General features: G+C 32.9%; 18 protein-coding genes. 5 read left to right on the top strand and 13 right to left on the bottom strand.

All coding sequences use genetic code 11. The features are described 5' to 3' along the window. Positions 1–76: 76 nt before the first annotated feature. Positions 77–1,210 carry a 2-amino-4-hydroxy-6-hydroxymethyldihydropteridine diphosphokinase gene (folK, locus tag AC4FQ3_RS12690; protein ID WP_491182078.1) on the bottom strand — a complete coding sequence of 378 codons (1,134 nt, stop codon included), beginning with the start codon at positions 1,208–1,210 and terminating at the stop codon, positions 77–79. Between the two features lie 136 nt (positions 1,211–1,346). Here folK and sppA point away from each other — a divergent pair, with 136 nt between their 5' ends. The 3 genes from sppA (at position 1,347) to AC4FQ3_RS12675 (ending at position 7,075) form a co-directional block, all read left to right on the top strand. Next, positions 1,347–3,104 (top strand): signal peptide peptidase SppA, encoded by a 1,758-nt coding sequence (sppA, locus tag AC4FQ3_RS12685; RefSeq protein ID WP_491182077.1) that lies wholly within the window; start codon positions 1,347–1,349, stop codon positions 3,102–3,104. 7 nt (positions 3,105–3,111) lie between these two features. Then, on the top strand, positions 3,112–4,059 hold the full coding sequence (locus AC4FQ3_RS12680) for an alpha/beta hydrolase (RefSeq protein WP_491182076.1): 948 nt from the start codon (positions 3,112–3,114) through the stop codon (positions 4,057–4,059). 385 nt (positions 4,060–4,444) lie between these two features. After that, entirely contained in the window at positions 4,445–7,075 is a 2,631-nt protein-coding gene (locus AC4FQ3_RS12675) for an AsmA family protein (protein ID WP_491182075.1), read from the top strand. A 74-nt stretch (positions 7,076–7,149) separates the two neighbouring features. Here the strand turns inward: AC4FQ3_RS12675 and AC4FQ3_RS12670 are convergent, their stop codons facing one another. Both AC4FQ3_RS12670 and AC4FQ3_RS12665 read right to left on the bottom strand, forming a co-directional pair. Next, a complete protein-coding gene (locus AC4FQ3_RS12670; RefSeq protein ID WP_491182074.1) occupies positions 7,150–8,232 on the bottom strand; it encodes a glycosyltransferase family 9 protein in 1,083 nt (360 codons plus the stop codon). Between the two features lie 243 nt (positions 8,233–8,475). Next, positions 8,476–9,270 (bottom strand): DUF2797 domain-containing protein, encoded by a 795-nt coding sequence (locus AC4FQ3_RS12665; RefSeq protein WP_073396920.1) that lies wholly within the window; start codon positions 9,268–9,270, stop codon positions 8,476–8,478. 229 nt (positions 9,271–9,499) lie between these two features. Here AC4FQ3_RS12665 and AC4FQ3_RS12660 point away from each other — a divergent pair, with 229 nt between their 5' ends. Further along, positions 9,500–11,023: a GH3 auxin-responsive promoter family protein gene (locus AC4FQ3_RS12660; RefSeq protein WP_463462231.1), complete on the top strand. Its 1,524-nt coding sequence runs from the start codon at positions 9,500–9,502 to the stop codon at positions 11,021–11,023. Positions 11,024–11,293: 270 nt separating this feature from the next. Here the strand turns inward: AC4FQ3_RS12660 and serB are convergent, their stop codons facing one another. The 7 genes from serB to AC4FQ3_RS12625 all read right to left on the bottom strand — a co-directional run bounded on the left by serB (position 11,294) and on the right by AC4FQ3_RS12625 (position 15,476). Continuing rightward, positions 11,294–12,523 carry a phosphoserine phosphatase SerB gene (serB, locus tag AC4FQ3_RS12655; protein WP_491182073.1) on the bottom strand — a complete coding sequence of 410 codons (1,230 nt, stop codon included), beginning with the start codon at positions 12,521–12,523 and terminating at the stop codon, positions 11,294–11,296. 227 nt (positions 12,524–12,750) lie between these two features. Further along, a complete protein-coding gene (locus tag AC4FQ3_RS12650) occupies positions 12,751–13,197 on the bottom strand; it encodes a VOC family protein (protein WP_042565696.1) in 447 nt (148 codons plus the stop codon). Between the two features lie 63 nt (positions 13,198–13,260). Further along, positions 13,261–13,698, bottom strand: coding sequence for an SRPBCC domain-containing protein (locus AC4FQ3_RS12645; RefSeq protein WP_073396908.1), 438 nt, complete (start codon positions 13,696–13,698; stop codon positions 13,261–13,263). 7 nt (positions 13,699–13,705) lie between these two features. Further along, the gene (locus AC4FQ3_RS12640; protein WP_073396904.1) at positions 13,706–14,116 is read right to left on the bottom strand and encodes a VOC family protein; all 411 of its coding nucleotides are present in this window, start codon (positions 14,114–14,116) and stop codon (positions 13,706–13,708) included. Positions 14,117–14,189: 73 nt separating this feature from the next. Next, entirely contained in the window at positions 14,190–14,612 is a 423-nt protein-coding gene (locus tag AC4FQ3_RS12635) for an SRPBCC family protein (protein ID WP_491182072.1), read from the bottom strand. A 26-nt stretch (positions 14,613–14,638) separates the two neighbouring features. Continuing rightward, on the bottom strand, positions 14,639–15,049 hold the full coding sequence (locus AC4FQ3_RS12630) for an SRPBCC domain-containing protein (protein WP_491182071.1): 411 nt from the start codon (positions 15,047–15,049) through the stop codon (positions 14,639–14,641). Positions 15,050–15,065: 16 nt separating this feature from the next. Further along, positions 15,066–15,476, bottom strand: a complete 411-nt coding sequence (locus AC4FQ3_RS12625) for a VOC family protein (protein WP_491182070.1) — start codon at positions 15,474–15,476, stop codon at positions 15,066–15,068. A 130-nt stretch (positions 15,477–15,606) separates the two neighbouring features. On the opposite strand from AC4FQ3_RS12625, the gene AC4FQ3_RS12620 reads away from it, so the two are divergent. Next, the gene (locus tag AC4FQ3_RS12620) at positions 15,607–16,572 is read left to right on the top strand and encodes a GlxA family transcriptional regulator (RefSeq protein WP_491182069.1); all 966 of its coding nucleotides are present in this window, start codon (positions 15,607–15,609) and stop codon (positions 16,570–16,572) included. Positions 16,573–16,794: 222 nt separating this feature from the next. Here AC4FQ3_RS12620 and clpX read toward each other — a convergent pair whose 3' ends face one another. From clpX to AC4FQ3_RS12605, 3 genes are all read right to left on the bottom strand, one after another. Next, positions 16,795–18,027: an ATP-dependent Clp protease ATP-binding subunit ClpX gene (clpX, locus tag AC4FQ3_RS12615; RefSeq protein WP_073396894.1), complete on the bottom strand. Its 1,233-nt coding sequence runs from the start codon at positions 18,025–18,027 to the stop codon at positions 16,795–16,797. Between the two features lie 182 nt (positions 18,028–18,209). Continuing rightward, positions 18,210–18,884, bottom strand: a complete 675-nt coding sequence (clpP, locus tag AC4FQ3_RS12610; protein ID WP_073396892.1) for an ATP-dependent Clp endopeptidase proteolytic subunit ClpP — start codon at positions 18,882–18,884, stop codon at positions 18,210–18,212. Between the two features lie 323 nt (positions 18,885–19,207). Then, a complete protein-coding gene (locus AC4FQ3_RS12605; protein ID WP_491182068.1) occupies positions 19,208–20,530 on the bottom strand; it encodes a trigger factor in 1,323 nt (440 codons plus the stop codon). Positions 20,531–20,584: the final 54 nt, after the last annotated feature.

The following is a 20,584-nucleotide window of genomic DNA, read 5'->3' as shown; positions in this document are numbered from 1 at the left end:
ATGTGTCAATTAGATAATTTATTTTTACGCGTAGAATTATCTAATTATCTAATTCCCAAATTGGCACATTACCACATTAATTCAATTTCTTCTGAATTTCGTTTAAAATAAAAAGGTAATCTTCGTGGTTTTTTACAAAATCACGATTAGAGACATCAATAATTAAAACATTCAAATCCGTTTGAGATTTGATGTATTCCAGATATCCGTTATTGATTTTATCCAGATAATCTCCTTCTATATTTTGTTCGTAAGTACGTCCGCGTTTTTTGATGTTTTCCAATAAACGTCCGGTGTTTTGGTACAAATAAATATACAAATCCGGTTTTGGCATTTCCTTATAGATAATGTCGAATAAATTTCGGTACAAACGATATTCATCTTCCTGCAAGGTAATTTTAGCAAAAATCAATGATTTAAAAATATGATAATCGGCTACGATAAAATCTTTGAATAAATCAAATTGCGCCAAATCATCTGATAATTGCTGATATCTGTCGGCTAAAAAAGACATTTCGAGCGGAAAAGCGTACCTGTTTTGATCTTTATAAAATTTAGGCAAAAACGGATTATCTGCAAAACGCTCTAAAATGGTTTTAGCATTAAAATCTTCAGCAATTTTGTGTACCAAAGTTGTTTTCCCCGCTCCGATATTTCCTTCAAAAGCGATATAATTATAGTGCTCTAAGGGAATTTCCTGTAAAGGATTTTTCAAATCCTGAACCACAGTACAAGAGCTGTCATCTGGAGTACTGGCAATTAATTCATTTATAGTTTTATGTAAAACGGGATGTTTCCAGTCTAATTTTAAATCACGCATTGGCAGTAATACAAAATTTCGGTTTTGCATTAAAGGATGCGGAATGGTAAGTTTTTCAGATTCGATAATTTCATTATCAAAAACAATCAAATCAATATCAATAATTCTTGACTGATATCCTTCTTGATTTAAACGGATTCTGCCTAATTGTTTTTCGACTTTTAAAACCTGATTTAATATTTTTTGTGCCGATAAGTTACTGTGTAAAAGCAAGGCACAATTGTAAAAAGCATCACTTTCAAATCCCCAGGCGGGTGTTTCATATAGTTTTGAAACCTCGATTACGGTTCCCACTTCCTGATGTATTAACGCAATACAACTTTCGATGTTTGCCAACCGGTTTCCCTGATTACTGCCTATAGATAAAACGACCTGATGCTGTGATTTCATAATTAATGCAAATTAACTAAATCTATTTTAGAATTAACAATATATTTGTGAAACGAGTTCTGAATTTAATTGTGAATTTTGCATTAAAATTTGTAACTTCTTACTCTTTTTTGCTACATATTAAAAAATATATTTTATGAAATTTCTAGGAAATGTAATTGCCACTGTAATTGGTATTTTTGTTTTTATCATGTTATTCTTTTTTGGGGTAATTCTTATTGGTGCCATTTTTGGAGGAGAAGATACCGTTTCAGTCAAAGCTGATTCTGTTATAGAATTAGATTTAAAAAAAATCAATAATGACTACGCCGGAAAATATAAAGATCCCTGGGTAACGGTTTTCTCTGATAAAAAGGAAGTTGGTTTAAGCGATGTAATCAATGCTATTGAGGCTGCAAAAACAGACGACAACATTAAAGGAATTTCTATTTTAAATGATGAATCTTCGTTAGGATTGGCTCAATATAAAGATTTACGAAATGCATTGGAAAGCTTTAAAAAATCAGGAAAATTTGTTTGGGCTTATGCCAATTCATTTTCTCAAAAAGAGTATTATTTAAATTCTGTTGCCAATACTATTTATCTAAATCCTGCAGGAGATCTTGATTTTAAAGGGCTTTCATCTGAAGTGATGTTTTTTAAGGATTTTCAGGACAAATCGGGCATTCATATGGAAGTAATTCGTCACGGAAAATACAAAAGTGCCGTTGAGCCGTTTTTAGAGAATAAAATGAGCGACGCCAACAGAGAACAAATAACTGCGCTTTTAAATTCTATCTGGACAAATGTATCTGAAGATATTTCGAAAAGCCGAAATATTCCTGTTGCCAAATTAAATGAAATTGCAAACGATTTATTGGCCAGAACACCTGAAATGGCAAAAAGAGAAAATCTAGTAGATATTGTAGCTTATGAAGATGTTTATCATAATGCCATTAAAAAACAATTGAAAGTAACCGGAGATGACGATTATAACAAAATTTCGATTTTAGATTATACACAAAATAATATCACAACTGCTTTAACCAACACATCAAGTGATCAAATTGCCATTATTTATGCTCAGGGAGAAATCGAAAGTGGTGAAGGCGATGTAACCGTAATTGGCGAAGGCGCTATGCGTCGTTCTTTGCAGGAAGCACGCAAAGATGAAGATGTAAAAGCAATTGTGCTTCGAATTGACAGTCCGGGCGGAAGCGCTTTGACTTCTGATTTGATTTGGAGAGAAATTGAAATTACTAAAAAAGTAAAACCTGTTGTGGTTTCTATGGGTAATTATGCTGCTTCCGGTGGTTATTACATTGCTTGTAATGCCAATAAAATTTTTGCAGAAAAAAATACGATTACCGGTTCTATTGGCGTTTTCGGAATTCTGCCAAACTTTAGTCCGTTAGCCAATAAACTCGGAATTAATACTGAGCAAGTAAAAACACACGAAAACTCAGCAAATTACAGCCCGTTTGTTCCTGTGGATGAAAAGTTTAAAGCTTTTACATTAGAAGGAGTAGAAAAAATTTACAACACTTTTGTAACTCATGTGGCGCAAGGCCGAAAAATGACTTTTGCACAGGTAGATTCTATTGCACAAGGAAGAGTATGGTCTGGATCTCAGGCAATAAAAATTGGTTTAGTAGATAAAATTGGTGGTTTGGATGATGCTGTTGCCGAAGCTGCAAGAATTTCCAAAACAAAATCTTACAGCACACAAAACTATCCTGAATACGAAAAAACATTCAACGATGTATTATCTGGTTTGCCTTTTGCAAAATCTAAAGAAGCTTTTATAAAAGAAGAGATTGGTGCCGAAAACTATATGCTGATCGAACAGGTAAAAAGACTTCAAAAACAAAAAGGAGTTCAGGCAATGATGCCTTTTGGATTAAATATTAAATAATTCAACAATGAAAAAAATAGTCGCCGTTTTATTTGTTGTTTTTGTAAATTTCATAAATGCCCAAAGCAAAAGTGAAATAAAATTTAAGGAAAGCAATCTTGTTTTAAAAATCAATAAAGATGAGATTTACGGAACTTTAACCACGCCGGATTTAACTAAAAAATATCCTGTCGCCTTAATTATTTCAGGTTCGGGACCAACGGACAGAAACGGAAATAATCCGATGATGAAAAACAATTCCTTAAAAATGCTGGCAGAAGCGCTGGCAAAAAACGGAATTGCATCATTACGATTTGATAAACGCGGAATTGGCGAAAGCAAAGCAGCTGCCGGTCCTGAATCAAGTTTGGTATTTGAGCATTATACAGAAGATGCAAAAAGCTGGATTAATTTATTAAAACAAGACAAACGTTTCTCAAAATTAACTGTCATTGGGCATAGTGAAGGCTCGTTAATTGGAATGATAGCAGGCGCAAAAGCTGATAAATTCATCTCTATTGCTGGCTCTGGAGAATCTGCAGACAAACTTATCAAAACGCAAATTGCATCTAAATCAAATAAGCAAATTGAAGAAATGACCTTTCCGATTATTGATAGTTTGAAAAACGGAAATAAAGTAAAAAAGGTTGATCCCATGCTAAATTCTCTTTTCAGACCAAGCATTCAGCCTTACATAATTTCATGGTTTAAATATGATCCTTCGGTAGAAATTAAAAAATTAAACGTTCCTGTTTTAATTCTGCAGGGAAATAAGGATTTACAAGTAACAGTAAAAGATGCCGAAAATTTATCGCAGGCCAGCAAAAATTCAGAACTTTTGATAATTGACAAAATGAATCATATCATGAAAATTATCGAAGGTGACCAACAGGAAAATTTTGCAAGCTACAGCAACGAAACCTTGCCAATTGCAGAAGAAATGGTGAATAAAATTGTTTCTTTTATTCAAAAATAAATCAACGATCTCCATACAAAAATCCGTTTGAATAACTTCAAACGGATTTTTTCTTTTTATCAAAACAATTTCTTAGCATACATAACACTAAATTCTGTTTTAATTAACTCAAAGTTAATTTCTACTTAACAGCTTTTGCGGGCTGTACCGATTATTTTAGCAAAAAATTACAGGATCAGATAAATCAGAATACATATCATAAAGTTTTAAAAATATTTAAGAATAATTTATTTTTTTTTGATAGCTTGCCCATAATCGAAATTCGATTACGGCAGGCTATTGTTTTTTATGATAAATTTGAAATATATTTTACATTAAAAGTTTATTTTTGCAAGAATAATATGTATAAATTAAGAACCCTAAAACCTCAAATCTATAATTAATTATGTTAAAGAAAATTTTAAAAATCACCGCGATTGTTTTTGTGGTCATCATTGCCGCACTATTTGCTATTCCTTATCTTTTTAAAGATCAGATCAAAGCAAAAATTACAGATGCAATTAATGAAAGTGTAGATGCAAAAGTGAGTTTTGCTGACGCTGATTTAAGTTTGTTTAAAAACTTCCCAAATGCTACTGTTGGAATCGAGAAATTGGTCATCATCAACAAAGCTCCTTTTGAAGGCGATACTTTAGTTTCGTTAGGAGAATTGAACTTAAAGATGAGTATTAAAGAACTTTTTAAAGGAAAAGATGAACCTATGAGCATTGAGGGAATCAGTTCTACAAATGGTTTAATCAATATCATTTTTAATAAAGATGGTGTTGGAAACTTCGATATCGCTTTAAAAGATAAAAAAGACGAAACAAAAACAGACGAAGCAAGCAAACCGCTTTCTTTAAAGATCCAGAACTACAAAATCGAGAATTTTACTTTTAGATATATTGATCAGGGTTCTAAAATAAAAATGGTAATTGACAGTTTAAATCACGAAGGAACGGGAGACTTTACCAATTCTAAGCTTGATCTAACAACAAAATCTACAGCCAATGTTTCTTTGGATATGGATAAGATGAATTACATGAAAAATGTAAAACTGACTTTAGATGCTGTTTTAGGGATCGATCTGGAAAAAAGCAAATATACATTTAAAGAAAACAAAGCTTTAATTAATCAATTGCCTTTAGAATTTGACGGATTTATTCAGATGGTAGAAAAAGGTCAGATTTATGATTTGAAATTTAAAACGCCAACTTCGTCGTTTACTAACTTCCTGGGCTTAATTCCTTCGGCTTATTCTTCAAGCTTAGAAGGTGTTAAAACTACCGGAGATTTTACTGTTGTTGGTTTTGCAAAAGGAGAATTAACAGATACAACTGTACCAAAATTCAATATTGCAATTGCTTCTAACAATTCTTCTTTTCAATATCCGAATCTGCCAAAATCAGTTCAGAATATTGTAATTGATACTAAAATCATTAACGAAACAGGAATTTTGAATGATACTTACGTTAATCTGGATAAACTTTCGTTTAAAATTGATCAGGATGTTTTTAGCGCTAAAGCAAATGTGAGAAACATAACTGTTAATCCGTTGGTAAAAGCGGCATTAAAAGGAACAATTAATTTAGCAAACCTTTCAAAAGCATATCCTGTAAAATTGGATAAACCTTTGGCGGGTATTTTAAAAGCTGATGTTACAACAGAATTTGATATGGCTTCTGTAGAAAAAAGTCAGTATCAAAACATCAAAAATGCCGGAACTATGAGTTTATCAGGATTTAAATATACTGATGAAAACAATAAATCGATGAATATCAGTACGGCTTTGGTTGAATTCAATACGAGTACAATCAATCTGAAAAAATTTGATGCTACTACAGGAAAAAGTGATATTAGCATTAATGGAGTTTTAGAAAATTTCTATGGTTTTATGTTTAAAAAACAAGAGCTAAAAGGAAATTTCAACATGAGCTCAAATCAATTAGCTGTTGATGATTTTATGACTTCCGGAGAACCTGCTAAACCTGCCACTACAGGCGGAACAGAAACTGAAACAAAAGCTACATCGGCAAAACCTGCTGAAGCAATGAAGATTCCTGCGTTTTTAAACTGTACTTTGAATGCAAAAGCAAATACTGTTTTGTATGACAATTTAAAATTAAAAGATGTTTCAGGAAAGTTGATTATCAAAGACGAAAAAGCACTTTTAGAGAACTTTAAAACCTCAATTTTTGGCGGAACAATTGGTTTAACCGGAGCTGTTTCGACAAAAGCAAAAGTACCAACATTTGATATGAATTTAGGTTTCAATCAGGTTGATATTGCGCAGACTTTTACACAATTAGACATGATGAAAAAAATTGCTCCTTTGGCAGGAATCATCAATGGAAAATTGAATTCGACTATCAAATTAAACGGAAATCTTGATGCAAATGAGTTAACTCCTGATTTAAAATCGCTTTCGGGAGATTTAATAGGTCAATTGCTTTCGACTACGGTTAATGCTAAAAACTCGACTGTATTAAATTCATTAACATCAAACATTAAGTTTCTTGATATGAGCAAACTGAATTTGAATGATGTAAAAATGGCTTTGACTTTTGATGATGGAAAAGTTAACGTAAAACCATTTGATATTAAATATCAAGATATTAAAGTGACAGTTGGTGGAACACACGGTTTTGACCAAACGATGAGTTACAACTTAAAATTAGATGTTCCGGCTAAATATTTAGGAACTGAAGCAAATGCATTCCTGGCTAAATTGTCTCCTGCAGATGCTGCAAAACTGGATAACATTCCTATTAATGCATTGGTTACAGGTAATTTCTCAAATCCAAAAGTATCAACAGATATGAAAAGCGCTGTTAGCAGTTTAGCTTCTCAGGTTGCTAATCAGCAAAAAGAGAAATTAACTCAAAAAGGAGCATCAGCACTTTCTGATTTGATTAATAAAAACACAAAAGCAAAAGACACTACGCAAGCCGCAGCAACTGAGAAAGAAAAAAATACTCAGGAAGCTACTAAAAAAGCCAGTGACTTACTAAATGGTTTATTTAAAAAGAAAAAATAAGGACTTAAAAAAGGACTTAAAATAAGAAGGCCAATCATTACGATTGGCCTTTTTTATGTTGTAAATTTTAGAATTTAAACAGCTCTTGAATATGTTTTTAATCTTCCGTTATTCAGGATACCGTTTACTATTTTAAAATAATCATTTTTCGAACAATTTTCAACCTCAACTCCAATGCTGCAATTATCGTAAGGCTCATATTTTTTAAGGTTTGAAACTGAAAATAACCCTACAGTTGGTGTTTGAACTGAACTTGCCAAATGCATCATTCCGCTATCGGCTCCTATAAAAATTTCTGTGTTGGCTATTAGCGAACCAATTTCCCTAATATCCTTACTATAAAAAGTTGGTGCTTTAAAAGCTATTTGAGATACATTTTCTATAGGTAATATTTCAATAATATTGTAATCTGTATATTGATTTTTTAGTGAAGCATAAAAATTCTCCCACCAATCTTCAGACAAACATTTTGTTCCTGTCGCAAATGTAAATATGCAAATCGTTTTTTTAGAATTATTGCTATTTAATGTGCTTAATATCTTTTTACCTTCTGACAACTCAAAAGGAGTTAATTTAAGATCTATAGGCTCCACTATTTTATTGCTTTCCTTTAATCCTAATTTTGTTAAATAGTGTCTGAAATTATAAACAGGGTATTTTGCAATATGCTCATAATCAGATTTAGTTTGTTGACGGTCATTTTCTAAATCTCCGTAGAATTTATATTTTGCTTTAGAAAAACGTACAGCCAAACGGCCTGATGAAGAATTTTGATCGACATTTATTGCCATATCGTAAGGCTGTTTTGTTATCGAAATCCAAACTTTTATATATTCTAATAAATTTTTAAAAGGTTTTTTGGGTAAATGAATTGTTTTGTAAACAACATCATAATTTTCAAAAATAATAGGCGCAAGCGGTCCTTTAACAAATAAATCAATTTTACAATTTGGAAATGTTTCAGCAACTTCTTTTACGAGTGGTGAAATCAATAAAAGATTTCCTAATCTTGCATTTGGTCTACAAATTAAGACTCTTTTAATTTCAGTTTTATCCACTAAAATTATTCCTGATTCGCTTTTTGGTTTTCCAATGTTCTTTGTCAGATTACGCATTAAGCCTCTTCTGAAAACATTAATTTTGTTTAAAACACCCATTTATTAAATAATTTAAAAATTATAAAACTTACTTAAATTTTAAAAAGAACCTGTTAACTTGAATTACTTCAAATCTAGTCTCTTTTTTTTTCTAAAAGTAATTTCTTTCAATAAGCAATTATTACAAAATTGTAACCAAATGTATCATTTTTCACACATGGTATCTTATTAAAATATAATTTAAAATTACAAAACTTTTATGTAAAGACAAATGAATCAGACGAATAGATAAAAACCATCGACCTACACGTCGATTGTCACGACGTATCCTTCGGAACCACGGATGTTAAAAACAGTACCGTCTTCAAAAATTAAATATTGCCCTTTTATCCCAATAAGTTTTCCTTGAAAAGAAGGTGTTTTGTCTAAATTTAAGCTTGCGACTTTTGCAGGATAATTTAAAACGGGATAATTTAATTCGAATAAATCATTCTTTTGAGCGTAAAAATATTCTCGTGCTTCAGCGGGAATCAATTCTTCAATTTTTACTTTTTCGGCAATCAAATCAAAAACCGCAGTTGGATTTTGAAGCATTTTTCTCCAATTGGTTTTATCTGTATAATGACTTTTTAAAGCGACTTCGGTAATTCCGGCCAAATATCGGTTAGGAACCTCAACTACGGCAATTGCCTGACTGGCTCCCTGATCAATCCATCTGGTTGGGACTTGTGTTTTGCGTGTTACGCCCACTTTTATTTCGCTTGCCACAGCCAAATACACAACATGAGGCTGCAATTGCACTTTTTGTTCGTATTCTAAATCACGATCTGCGATTCCTAAATGCGCCGTACTCAATTCTGGCCTCATAATCCAATCTCCTACGGCAGGGCTTGAGTAAAAACAATCATAACAAAAACCTTGTCTGAATATCTTTTTCTTTTTACAGCAATTCAAGCATTGAAAACCTGCAAAATTAATTTCAATTTCTTTATCTAATAATTGATTCATACTGAGAAAGCTATCTTCAAAAACCAAATAATACTGAATTGGATTTCCGATTTCTGTTTGCATTTTTGTAAGTACGCCTTGATATGTCATTATATTTTAGATTGTTAATTTTAGATTTTAGATTGCTTCTCCAGCGCAGAATTTTAATTTTTAAAATTCATTTTTAGTAAAAAATAGAATGTTTTTATTACAAAAAAAACAGTATTTTTGATACAACGACAAAGTTAATGTTTGTCCGGTGATATTTCAAATCTTATATTTTGACTTTTTGCAAAAAGTATAAAATCAGAAATCTAAAATCTAAAATCTAAAATTTCTCATGCCCTTATCAATTATCAACTCGTTCGCCTCCTGGGTTCTGAAACAAAGAATTCACCAAATAGAACTCTTTCTGAAATACCCCAATGAAGTTCAGGAAGAACTGTTGCACAATTTATTAATGGCATCTGAAAATACTGTTGTAGGAAAACAGTATGATTTTGCTTCAATCAACTCTTACCAGACTTTTGCGGAAAGAGTTCCGATTGCGAGCTATGAAGAATTACAACCTTTGATTGAACGCACACGTCAGGGCGAACAAGGCGTTTTTTGGGAAACTCCTATCAAATGGTTTGCAAAATCGAGCGGAACAACCAATGCTAAAAGCAAATTTATTCCGGTTAGTAACGAAGCTCTCGAAGATTGTCATTATAAAGGAAGTAAAGATTTACTTTGTTTGTATTTGAATAATAATGAAGATTCTGAATTGTTTTTGGGAAAAAGTCTTCGCTTAGGCGGAAGTTCTCAGATTTACGAAAACAACAATACTTATTTTGGAGATTTATCGGCTATATTGATTGAAAACATGCCAATTTGGGCTGAATTTAGCAGTACGCCAAGTAATAAAACTTCGTTGATGAGCGAATGGGAATCTAAAATCGCTGCTATTATAAACGAAACCAAAGTCGAAAATGTAACCAGTTTTGCCGGAGTTCCGTCCTGGATGTTGGTTTTAATGAATAAAGTTTTAGAGAATACCGGTAAGGAAAGTCTATTGGAAATCTGGCCAAATCTTGAGGTTTATTTTCATGGCGGCGTGAGTTTTTCTCCATACAAAGAACAATACAAAAAAATCTTGCCTAGCAAAGATTTTAAATATTACGAAATATACAATGCTTCTGAAGGCTTTTTTGCGATTCAGGATCTAAATAATTCCAGTGATTTATTGCTGATGCTGGATTACGGCATTTTCTACGAATTTATTCCGATGGATACTTTTGGGACTTCAAACCAAAAAGTTATTTGTTTGGCCGATGTCGAACTGAATAAAAATTACGCGCTCGTTATTACGACCAATTCAGGTTTATGGCGTTATTTAATTGGCGATACAGTTCGTTTTACTTCATTAAATCCGTACAGAATTAGAGTTACAGGAAGAACAAAACATCATATTAATGTTTTTGGCGAAGAATTAATGGTCGAAAATACAGATCAGGCCATTGCCAAAGCTTGTCAGATTACCCAAACTGAAGTTATAGATTATACGGTTGCTCCTATTTTTATGCAGGACAAAGAAAAAGGCGCACACGAATGGATGATCGAATTCAAAAAAAAACCGGCTGATGTTGGGCTTTTCCAGAAAGTTCTTGATGAAACTTTACAGACTTTAAACTCTGATTACGAAGCTAAACGCTACAATAATATGACGCTGAATCCTTTGGTGATTAATGTAGCCCGTGAAAACTTATTCTACGATTGGCTGAAAGAAAGAGATAAACTTGGCGGACAACATAAAATCCCGAGACTTTCGAATGAGAGAGATTATTTGGAGCAATTGAAGGAGATGTGTGTGCTTAAACACTAATTTCACGAATTTTCACGAATTGATTTGTTGCTAAAATGCAATTAAAAAACGCTAATTCCACTAAATTGCATGAGGGATAGAAGTGGAAATCCTTTTTGTCCGCCGCGGCGGACAAAAAGATTGAAACGGATAGCCCGACCCGGAGGGACATGCCCATAAAAAAACCTTAATTCTGATTTGAACTAAGGTTTTCTGTTTATTTTGATTGTCGAGTTACTTGCGGAGATTCTTCGTTCCTCAGAATGACAAACTTTGTGTTTATTCGATTTATTACATCATATCAATATAACGGTCGTGATATCCTAAAAGGTACAAAACACCATCAAGACCTAAACTTGAAATTGAATTTGAAGCACTTTCTTTTACTTTTGGTTTGGCGTGAAAAGCGATTCCCAGACCAGCTAAATTGATCATTGGTAAATCATTAGCTCCATCTCCTACGGCAATTGTTTGGTTGATGTGAATTCCTTCTTTAGCTGCAATAGCTGTAAGGTATTCGGCTTTCTTTAAACCATCTACAATATCACCTATATATTTACCAGTTAATTTTCCGTCTTTTATTTCAAGTTGATTGGCGTGAACGTAATCTATACCTAATTCTTTTTGCAGGTATTCTCCAAAATAAGTGAATCCTCCGGATAAAATTGCGGTTTTGTAACCGTAATATTTTAAGGCTTTCATTAAACGATGTGCTCCTTTTGTTATAGGTAGATTTTCGGCTACTTTTTGTAAAACGTCTTCGCTTAAACCTTCTAACAAAGCCATTCGTTGTTTAAAACTTTCGTTAAAATCGATTTCTCCATTCATCGCAGATTCTGTGATGGCTTTTACTTGTGCGCCCACTCCGTTTAGTTCTGCTAATTCGTCTATAACTTCGGCCTGAATTAAAGTCGAATCCATATCGAAACAAACCAAACGCCGGTTTCTTCTGTAAATATTGTCTTCCTGAAAAGAAATATCGACATTTAAAGTTCTTGAAATTGCCATAAAATTGGCCGTCATTTCAATCTTATTTACTATTTCGCCGGTTACAGATAATTGTATGCAAGAACGCGGATATTCTTCTTTTTCGACAACAGAAGTTCTTCCGGTTAATCTTATAATGGAATCAATATTTAAATTTTGATCTGATAATATTTTGGTTACTGCTGCAAGCTGTGTAGCAGTTAGTTTTTCGCCCAAAACATTTATAATATAGCGTTGTCTGGATTGAGATTTAACCCAAGTTTCGTAATCATCTATAGAAATGGGAATGAATTTTACCTTAACTTCTAATTCGTAAGCTTTAAAAAGCAAATCCTTAAGCACTGGGCCTGAACTTGAGCCTGCTTCTATTTCGAACAAAATTCCTAAAGACAATGTATCGTGAATATCCGCCTGGCCTATGTCAAGGATAATAGCATCGTAAGCAGCTAATACCGATGTTAATCCGGCTGTTACACCCGGTTTGTCATGCCCTGAAACTTTAAGTAAAATAATTTCTTTGTCTTCTGTTGCCATTTTATGCTTATTGATTTTAGAAGCGACAAAAATCGGCAATCTATTTATGATAAAAAAGTATATTCTTTGTTTTTTTGTAGAGAAAAAACACAAATCAACATGTAAGTTTTAAGTAATTTAACATTTAACAAAAGTTAATTGTAATGTTTTTTCCGCCACGAATTCACGAATCATTTTTAGAATTTTATTTGAATAAAATTTCGTGAATTCGTGGCGGAAAAAACTAATTATTTATTTGGTTCGTTTACATCGAAATTTACCATCCAGCCTACGCCGAATTTATCTGTAAACATTCCGAAATAAGCGCCCCAGAAAGTATTATCCATAGGCATAAAAGCATTTCCTCCTGCTGAAAGTCCGTTGAATATTCTGTCTGCTTCTTCTTTGCTTTCTACATTGATTGAAACCGAAAAGTTTCCGCCAAATGTTACATCTCCCGATTGTTCGTTACTGTCGCTTCCCATTAAAATGGTGTTTCCAATTGGCAAAGACACGTGCATTATTCTGTTAGCATCTTTTTCTGAAAATTCTGCACAGCCTCCGTCTTCGGCAGCCGGCATATCTTTAAATTTTCCGATATACGGAAATTCACCTCCAAAAACTGATTTGTAAAATAGAAATGCTTCTTCACAATTTCCATTAAATATTAAATAAGGGTTTACTGATGTTGCCATGATATTTTTATTTTTTTGTTTGTTTGTTATTGTAATCTATTTCTTTCTTCTATTTTCTTGTCTCTATTTTTCAGAAAGTTCTTTTACTGTTTCTAATCCTTTCGGAAACGCTTCTTTAAAATAATCGATATATTTCTCTACTACGTCAACTTGAGCTGTCAAATCTGTAAACTCGTCATCTTGCGTTAAACGATATGTTTCCATTGCGCCGCTCCATTTTTTCGTCTCTTCATCAATAGGCAGTTCTTTAAAGTCTTTTATTTCTCCTATATGTTTGAAAGCCATATATTCATTTGGAATTTTCTTTTCGATAATACTATTCATTCCTTCTCCGTTTGGAGACATAAAATGAATTTTATCACCTTCGTTCCAATCACTTACTGCATACGAGCCTTCGCAAAAAGCTCCTGTCCATTTTTTATAGGTTTCTTCATTCCATAAAACAGCCCAAACGGTTTCTACCGGAGCTTTAATTCTGATTTTAAATTCTAATGTTTCCATATCTAATTTATTTAGGCATTTTACTAAAATCCATATACAAGATATTCCAGCGATGACCATCTAAATCTGCAAAAGCGCTGCCATACATCCAGCCTTGGCTTTCTGCAGGTTTACTAAAAACGGTTCCGCCGGCTTCTTTTACTTTTTCTGTGAACTGATCAACTTCTTCTTTGCTTTCAGCATCAATCGAAATCAATATTTCCGAGCTTGATTTTGTATCTGTCAACTTATTTTGAGAAAAACTGGCAAACAAAGATTCTTCAAAAAGCATTACTGCAAATTTTCCTTCGCCAACAATCATACAGGTTGAGCTTGGCGTATCGTGTTTTTCATTAAAAGAGAAACCTATTTTTGAGAAAAAAGCTTTCGATTTTGCCACCTCTTTTACCGGCAAATTCAGCCAAATTTGTTTCGTCATCTTTTCTGTTTTTGTGTTTAAACGTTTTTTTGCCACGAAGGCACTAAGACACAAAGTTTTTTTATTCGTTTTCTTAGTGACTTTGCGACTTTGTGGCAACTTCTGCGTAACTTTTAAAATTATCTAAAATTGCCTGCCAGCCGCCGCGTTGTATTTCTTCGGGGTTTTGTGTCTCAGGATCAAAACTTTCCGTTACTTCTACTCCATTTGAAGTTGCTGCAAAACTAATTTCAACCTTTCTTCCATCAGCCATTACATATTCAATGGCTTTGTTTTTTTCTACCAATGTATATTCGCCTTCAAAATCAAAACTCATACTGCCGTCTTTTGCGGCCATCGTCGATTTAAATTTTCCGCCTTCTCTTAAATCGTTTTCCGCATAAGGTGTATGCCAATCCGGTGAGGCGAAACTCCATTTTGTAATGTGTTCAGGTAATGTCCAGAATTTCCAAACCTTGTCTATTGATGCATTTATTGTACTTTTTACTGTTATCATTATTATTTTATAATTTATTAATTGGTTTACTCTTTAAAATCTTCAACGTACTTTTTAAAATTTTGAATAATTGCAGTACAAAATTGTTCTTCCATATCTGCTGAATCTTTTGTTGTGGGTTCAAATGTTTCGGTAAGTTTTACATGACCATTACCATTTTCAAAACGAACATTTGCAGTTCTGTTATCAAAAAGTATATATTCTATTACTGAAAACTTTTCGACATTTGTATAAACTCCTTCAAAATCAAACCCATCGCTTCCATCTTTAAGAGCCATTGTAAATTTGAATTTTCCGCCTGCTTTCAAATCATTTTCTGCATATGGTGTATGCCAGTCTGCAGAAGCATTATTCCAATTCATAATATGTTCTGGCAATGTCCACAGATCCCAAACTTTTTCTATTGAGGCATTTATTTTATTTTGAACTTGTATCATATTTACAGGCTTTTATTTATACTTCGCTCGGTATTTTACTTTCATCCATATAGAAAATCTCCCAATGATGCCCGTCTATATCCAGGAAAGTGCGCTGGTACATCCACCCATAATCCTTCGTTTCCACATATTCTGTTCCTCCTGATTGAATCGCTTTTTCCATTATTTCATCTACTTTTTCACGAGTTTCAAAAGATACAGCAATAAGAACTTCGCTTGTTGTCTCTGCATTGCAAATTTTTTTATTGGTAAATGTTGCATAAAACTCTTCAACTAAAAGCATTGCATTTATATTTTCGCCAATAATTAAACAAGTTCCTTTTTCATTAGTAAACTTTGGATTGAATGAAAAACCCAACTCAGTAAAAAATGAAATGGATCGATTTAAATCTTTTACCGGAAGATTTATGAAAATTTTTGTTGCCATGATATATAAAATTACAAATTATCAAAACAAATTTAAAGTTAAATAACAAGGCTTGCATTACAAAAAAAGTCATCTTTAGGGGCATTTAAGACAATTTTTCTATTTTTGTAATAACCATAAATGAAATACCATGACTAAGAAAACAGCTTTAATTGTACCTCACTACTATAAATTATTAAGTATAGCAGCTATTTTAGAAGTTTTTGAAACTGCTAATAAATTAAGTAACGGTCCGGAAAAGCCTTTTGAAATTATGGTTTTTCAATCGGCAGAACAAATCGAAGAAAAGTTTTTATTTGGTTATGAAGTAAATTCCATCGAAGATTCTGATAAGCTTTTAGACCTCATTTTAATTCCGGCTTTTACTACGGATGATATGAGTGAGATGATCGCAAAAAATAAAAATTTTATTCCGTGGCTGCAAAAACAGCATCAGGCTGGAGCTGAATTAGCCAGTTTTTGTACGGGTGCTTTTTTGTTTGCAGCTTCGGGTTTACTTAACGAAAAACTGGCAACAACACATGTCGATGCCTGCAGTGCTTTTACTAAAGCATTTCCGTTGGTAAAATTAAAATCTGAAGAAACCTTAACCGCCGATGGAAGTTTATATACCAGTGGAGGTTCGACCTCAACTTTTCATTTATTGATTCTTTTGGTTCAGAAATATTGCGGAAACGAAATTGCTGTTCAAATCGCCAAGATTTTCTCTATTGATTTAAACCGATACAAACAAAGTTATTTTAGCACCTTCAGACCCAATCATTTACACAATGATAGTTTGGTCGCAATGTTACAGCAAAAAATAGAAAGCCAATATCATTCTATTGAAAAGTTGGAAGAGATTACAAAAGACATTCCAACAAGTGCCAGAAACATGACACGCCGATTTAAACAAGTAACCGGAATTCCGCCAATTGAATATTTGCAAAATATACGTGTAGAAAGTTCTAAGAAATATTTGGAACAAACGCAGCTTTCAATTTCTGAGATTATCGAAAAAACAGGTTATAATGATCCAAAAGCTTTTAGAAAAGTGTTTTTTAAAATGGTGGGCATGAAACCAATTGAATATCGAGAGAAGTTTAGGGTTCAGTAATTTTTGCAGAAGCAGAAAATTTTAAACACGAATTTCACGAATTTGCACAAATTTCAATCGTTAATTAACTTTGTGAAATTAATTTCACAAACGAATTAGTGACAATTAGTGAAATTCGTGTTTGTTTTTATAATTTTCAAAAAAAAACCTGCTCAAATAAATGAACAGGTTTTGTGTTAATCTTTGTCTAAGTTTAAAACTTGACAAAGCTGTATTTAGAATTTACGAAGCAATTTCCATTCTCTTCAATAAATTTTTACTTAAAGTATGTTCTGCGTAATCTTTATCAATTGTCAAAACTTTATCGTCTGAACTTGGTAATTCGTACATAGCATCTGTTAAGATGGCTTCGCATAACGAACGCAATCCACGAGCTCCTAATTTGTATTCTAAAGCTTTATCAACAATAAAATCTAAAGCTTCATCAGAAATACTGAATTCTACTTCGTCCATCATAAACAATTTTTGATATTGTTTGATTAACGCATTTTTTGGCTGAGTCAGAATGGCACGCAATGTTTCTCTGTCTAAAGGATCCATGTGTGTTAAAACTGGTAAACGACCAATAATCTCCGGAATCAATCCAAAATCTTTAATGTCTTTTGGAATTATATATTGCAACAAATTGTCTTTGTCGATATTGTCTACATTTTTGGATGTTGAATATCCAACTGCCTGACGATTTAAACGTTTTGAAATAATACGCTCTACTCCATCAAAGGCACCACCTGCAATAAACAGGATGTTTTGGGTATTTACCTCAACAAATTTCTGGTCCGGATGTTTACGTCCTCCTTTTGGTGGCACGTTTACAACTGTTCCTTCTAATAATTTCAATAATGCCTGTTGAACTCCTTCTCCAGAAACGTCACGTGTTATAGATGGATTATCGCTTTTACGGGCGATTTTATCAATTTCATCAATAAATACGATTCCTCTTTCTGCTTTGGTTACATCATAATCAGCGGCTTGAAGTAAACGTGTCAAAATACTTTCGACATCTTCACCTACATAACCTGCTTCTGTAAGTACTGTCGCATCTACGATTGCCAAAGGAACGTCTAACATTTTTGCGATAGTTTTTGCTACCAATGTTTTTCCTGTTCCGGTTTGACCAACCATAATGATGTTACTTTTTTCAATCTCTACTTCGTCGTCTAATTGCTGTTGCATTAAACGTTTGTAGTGATTGTAAACAGCAACTGACATTACTTTTTTAGTCTGATCCTGTCCAATAACATATTGATCTAAGAAAGCTCTGATCTCTTTTGGTTTCTTTAAAATTAAGTCACCAACAAGTTTTGCACTTCCGCTTGATTTTAATTCTTCTATTACAATTCCGTGTGCCTGTTCAATACACTTATCACAAATGTGTGCATTAATACCTGCAATCAATAAATTGGTTTCTGGCTTTTTTCTTCCACAAAACGAACATTCTAATACTACTTTAGCCATTCTTTTTTTATTACTAAGCTGCAAAGTTACTAAGTTTCTGAGAGTTTTCAATAAAACCTTTAAAACTTAGTAACTTATTAACTTATATTTTTGTTTCAAGTTTTAAAAAGGTTTCAAATTTCAGGTTTCAAGTTGCTATTGTTAACTTGAAACCTGAAACTTGAAACATAATAAACTAATTTTTAGCTTCTTCTTAAAACTTCATCAATCATTCCGTATTCTTTTGCTTCGTCAGCTTTCATCCAGTAATCGCGCTCACTGTCTTTGTGCACTTTATCAAAAGTTTGTCCTGAATGTTGAGAGATAATATGATATAATTCATCTTTTAGTTTCAACATTTCGCGTAAGTTGATTTCCATGTCTGTTGCAACACCTTGTGCTCCTCCAGATGGCTGGTGAATCATAACTCTTGAATGTGGTAAAGCAGAACGTTTTCCTTCAGCTCCTGCACATAATAAAACGGCTCCCATTGAAGCTGCCATACCTGTACAAATTGTAGCTACGTCTGGTTTGATGTATTGCATGGTGTCATAAATTCCCAAACCTGCGTAAACGCTTCCTCCTGGAGAATTTAGATAAATTTGAATATCTTTTGAAGCATCAGCACTTTCTAAAAATAATAATTGTGCCTGAACGATATTTGCGATTTGATCGTCGATACCAGTTCCTAAAAAGATAATTCTATCCATCATTAATCTTGAAAATACATCTAATTGAGAAACATTCAACTGGCGCTCTTCGATGATGTATGGAGTCATGTTTGTTGGGTTCATTGCCGCTACGATTTTATCGTAGTACATTGCGTTTACTCCCTGGTGCTTTGTAGCAAATTTTTTAAATTCTTTACCGTAGTTCATATTTTATGTGTCTAAGTTTTACTTAATTTTTGGTATTATATTTTTATTTCCCACAAAGGTCATACCCTTTTATAAAGAATGTCAATATGTCTTATTTCTAGCCCAGATAGCAGTGAAAAGCTTTTTGAAATGACAACTATTTTTTGTTGGTAAAAAAAAGCGACCAGCGGAAGCTCTTTTTTTACCTTACAAAAAAAGGCAGGCATGAAAAAACTTGTAACGGATAGCTGGATTAGCTCCTGAAAAGTAATCAAAAAATAAATTAAAACAAAAGAGCGTCAGGAAAAAACTTCCTGACGCTCCAATATAATTTAATTTAGAAATTATTCGCCGTAAGACGCAGCAATAAATTCTTCGTAAGTTACTTCTTTAGTTGTTGGATTTGCTTTTTCTTTAAACACTTCTAACAATTTTTCAGCAACAACCTGCTCAGAAAGTCTTTTCACTTCTTCCTGGTTAGATAAAACTCTAGCCACGATTCCTTGTACTTCTTCGTCAGTTGGGTTTGTTTGTCCAAATTGAGCCATTTGTTGTCTGATTGCTTTTGTTGTAAAAGCTTTCAAGTCTTCAAATGTAATTTGGATATTGCTTTGTGCCATTGCTTTTCCTTCAATTAATTGAAAACGTAATCCTTTTTCAGATCTTGCGTATTCAACTTCAGCTTCTTCTGCAGAAAGTTTTTTCTCTCCAACAGTTTGTAACCATTTTTTAAGGAATTCAGCCGGTAAATCAAATTTTGTGTTTTCGATCAGGAAATCCTGAACGTCTAACAATAATTTTTGATCTGCCTGCTGTGCGAATTGAGCTTCAGCATCTTCTTTAATTTTAGCTTTTAAATCTTCAAGAGAAGCTACTTTTCCTTCACCGAAAAGTTTATCAAATAACTCTTGGTTTAATTCTGCCAATTCTGCTCCGTTGATAGCTTCGATAGTAAAGTTTACTTCAACATCTAAACCGTGAACATCATCATGAGATACTTTTAAGTAATCCATTAATTGGTGGTCATCTTCAAATAAACCTTTTGTGCTTACAGTAACAACATCTCCCACTTTTTTACCGATGAATTTATCACCTGCTTTTTTGTTGAATGTAGAAACTGAAATTGTAGTTGTATTATTGATACCTTTTTCTTCGTTTGTGAAAGTTCCGGTTAAATCAGAATCAGCATCAACTTTATCTTGTGGAATTGCTTTTCCGAATTGTTTTTGGATACGCTCAACTTGTCCGTCGATTAATTTATCATCAGCTGTAACGATATATTTTACGATATTGTTTTTAGCTTCTAAATCAATTTCAAAGTTTGGTACTAAACCAATTTCGTATTCGAAAGTTAGTTCTTCAGCATCCCAATCAAAGTTTTCGTTTTCTTTAGCAAGAGGAGTTCCTAAAAGATTTAATCTTTCAGATTGAACAAAACGCTCTAAAGCCAAATCAACTACTTTTTTAACTTCTTCCTGCTTAATTGCTTTTCCGTATTGTTTTTCAACAAGGTCTTTAGGAACTTGTCCTTTTCTAAAACCTTTAACGGTAGCCAAAGGCATTTTTTCGTTTATTCTTTTTGCTACTTGACCTTTGTAATCCATGTGAACAACTGTCATTACAATTGTTTCATTCACAGCGTCTGTTGCTACTCTTTTAATATCCATCTTCTTCTTTAATTTACGTAATAAAATTGGGTTGCAAAATTATAAAATTTTTGC

The sequence above is a fragment of the Flavobacterium sp. AK-345 genome (assembly GCF_058310175.1).
Note: the sequence above shows the minus strand (reverse complement) of the source record. Positions and strands in the feature narration are given on the sequence as shown.

Bases quoted from the DNA above. Each gene is read 5' to 3' on its own strand.
- AC4FQ3_RS12660 (WP_463462231.1), top strand. From the start codon at position 9,500: ATGCCCTTATCAATTATCAACTCGTTCGCCTCCTGGGTTCTGAAACAA.
- AC4FQ3_RS12635 (WP_491182072.1), bottom strand. From the start codon at position 14,612: ATGATAACAGTAAAAAGTACAATAAATGCATCAATAGACAAGGTTTGG.
- AC4FQ3_RS12650 (WP_042565696.1), bottom strand. From the start codon at position 13,197: ATGGCAACATCAGTAAACCCTTATTTAATATTTAATGGAAATTGTGAA.
- AC4FQ3_RS12680 (WP_491182076.1), top strand. From the start codon at position 3,112: ATGAAAAAAATAGTCGCCGTTTTATTTGTTGTTTTTGTAAATTTCATA.
- AC4FQ3_RS12675 (WP_491182075.1), top strand. From the start codon at position 4,445: ATGTTAAAGAAAATTTTAAAAATCACCGCGATTGTTTTTGTGGTCATC.
- AC4FQ3_RS12645 (WP_073396908.1), bottom strand. From the start codon at position 13,698: ATGGAAACATTAGAATTTAAAATCAGAATTAAAGCTCCGGTAGAAACC.
- AC4FQ3_RS12620 (WP_491182069.1), top strand. From the start codon at position 15,607: ATGACTAAGAAAACAGCTTTAATTGTACCTCACTACTATAAATTATTA.
- AC4FQ3_RS12605 (WP_491182068.1), bottom strand. From the start codon at position 20,530: ATGGATATTAAAAGAGTAGCAACAGACGCTGTGAATGAAACAATTGTA.
- folK (WP_491182078.1), bottom strand. From the start codon at position 1,210: ATGAAATCACAGCATCAGGTCGTTTTATCTATAGGCAGTAATCAGGGA.
- AC4FQ3_RS12630 (WP_491182071.1), bottom strand. From the start codon at position 15,049: ATGATACAAGTTCAAAATAAAATAAATGCCTCAATAGAAAAAGTTTGG.
- sppA (WP_491182077.1), top strand. From the start codon at position 1,347: ATGAAATTTCTAGGAAATGTAATTGCCACTGTAATTGGTATTTTTGTT.
- clpX (WP_073396894.1), bottom strand. From the start codon at position 18,027: ATGGCTAAAGTAGTATTAGAATGTTCGTTTTGTGGAAGAAAAAAGCCA.
- AC4FQ3_RS12625 (WP_491182070.1), bottom strand. From the start codon at position 15,476: ATGGCAACAAAAATTTTCATAAATCTTCCGGTAAAAGATTTAAATCGA.
- clpP (WP_073396892.1), bottom strand. From the start codon at position 18,884: ATGAACTACGGTAAAGAATTTAAAAAATTTGCTACAAAGCACCAGGGA.
- serB (WP_491182073.1), bottom strand. From the start codon at position 12,523: ATGGCAACAGAAGACAAAGAAATTATTTTACTTAAAGTTTCAGGGCAT.
- AC4FQ3_RS12665 (WP_073396920.1), bottom strand. From the start codon at position 9,270: ATGACATATCAAGGCGTACTTACAAAAATGCAAACAGAAATCGGAAAT.
- AC4FQ3_RS12640 (WP_073396904.1), bottom strand. From the start codon at position 14,116: ATGACGAAACAAATTTGGCTGAATTTGCCGGTAAAAGAGGTGGCAAAA.
- AC4FQ3_RS12670 (WP_491182074.1), bottom strand. From the start codon at position 8,232: ATGGGTGTTTTAAACAAAATTAATGTTTTCAGAAGAGGCTTAATGCGT.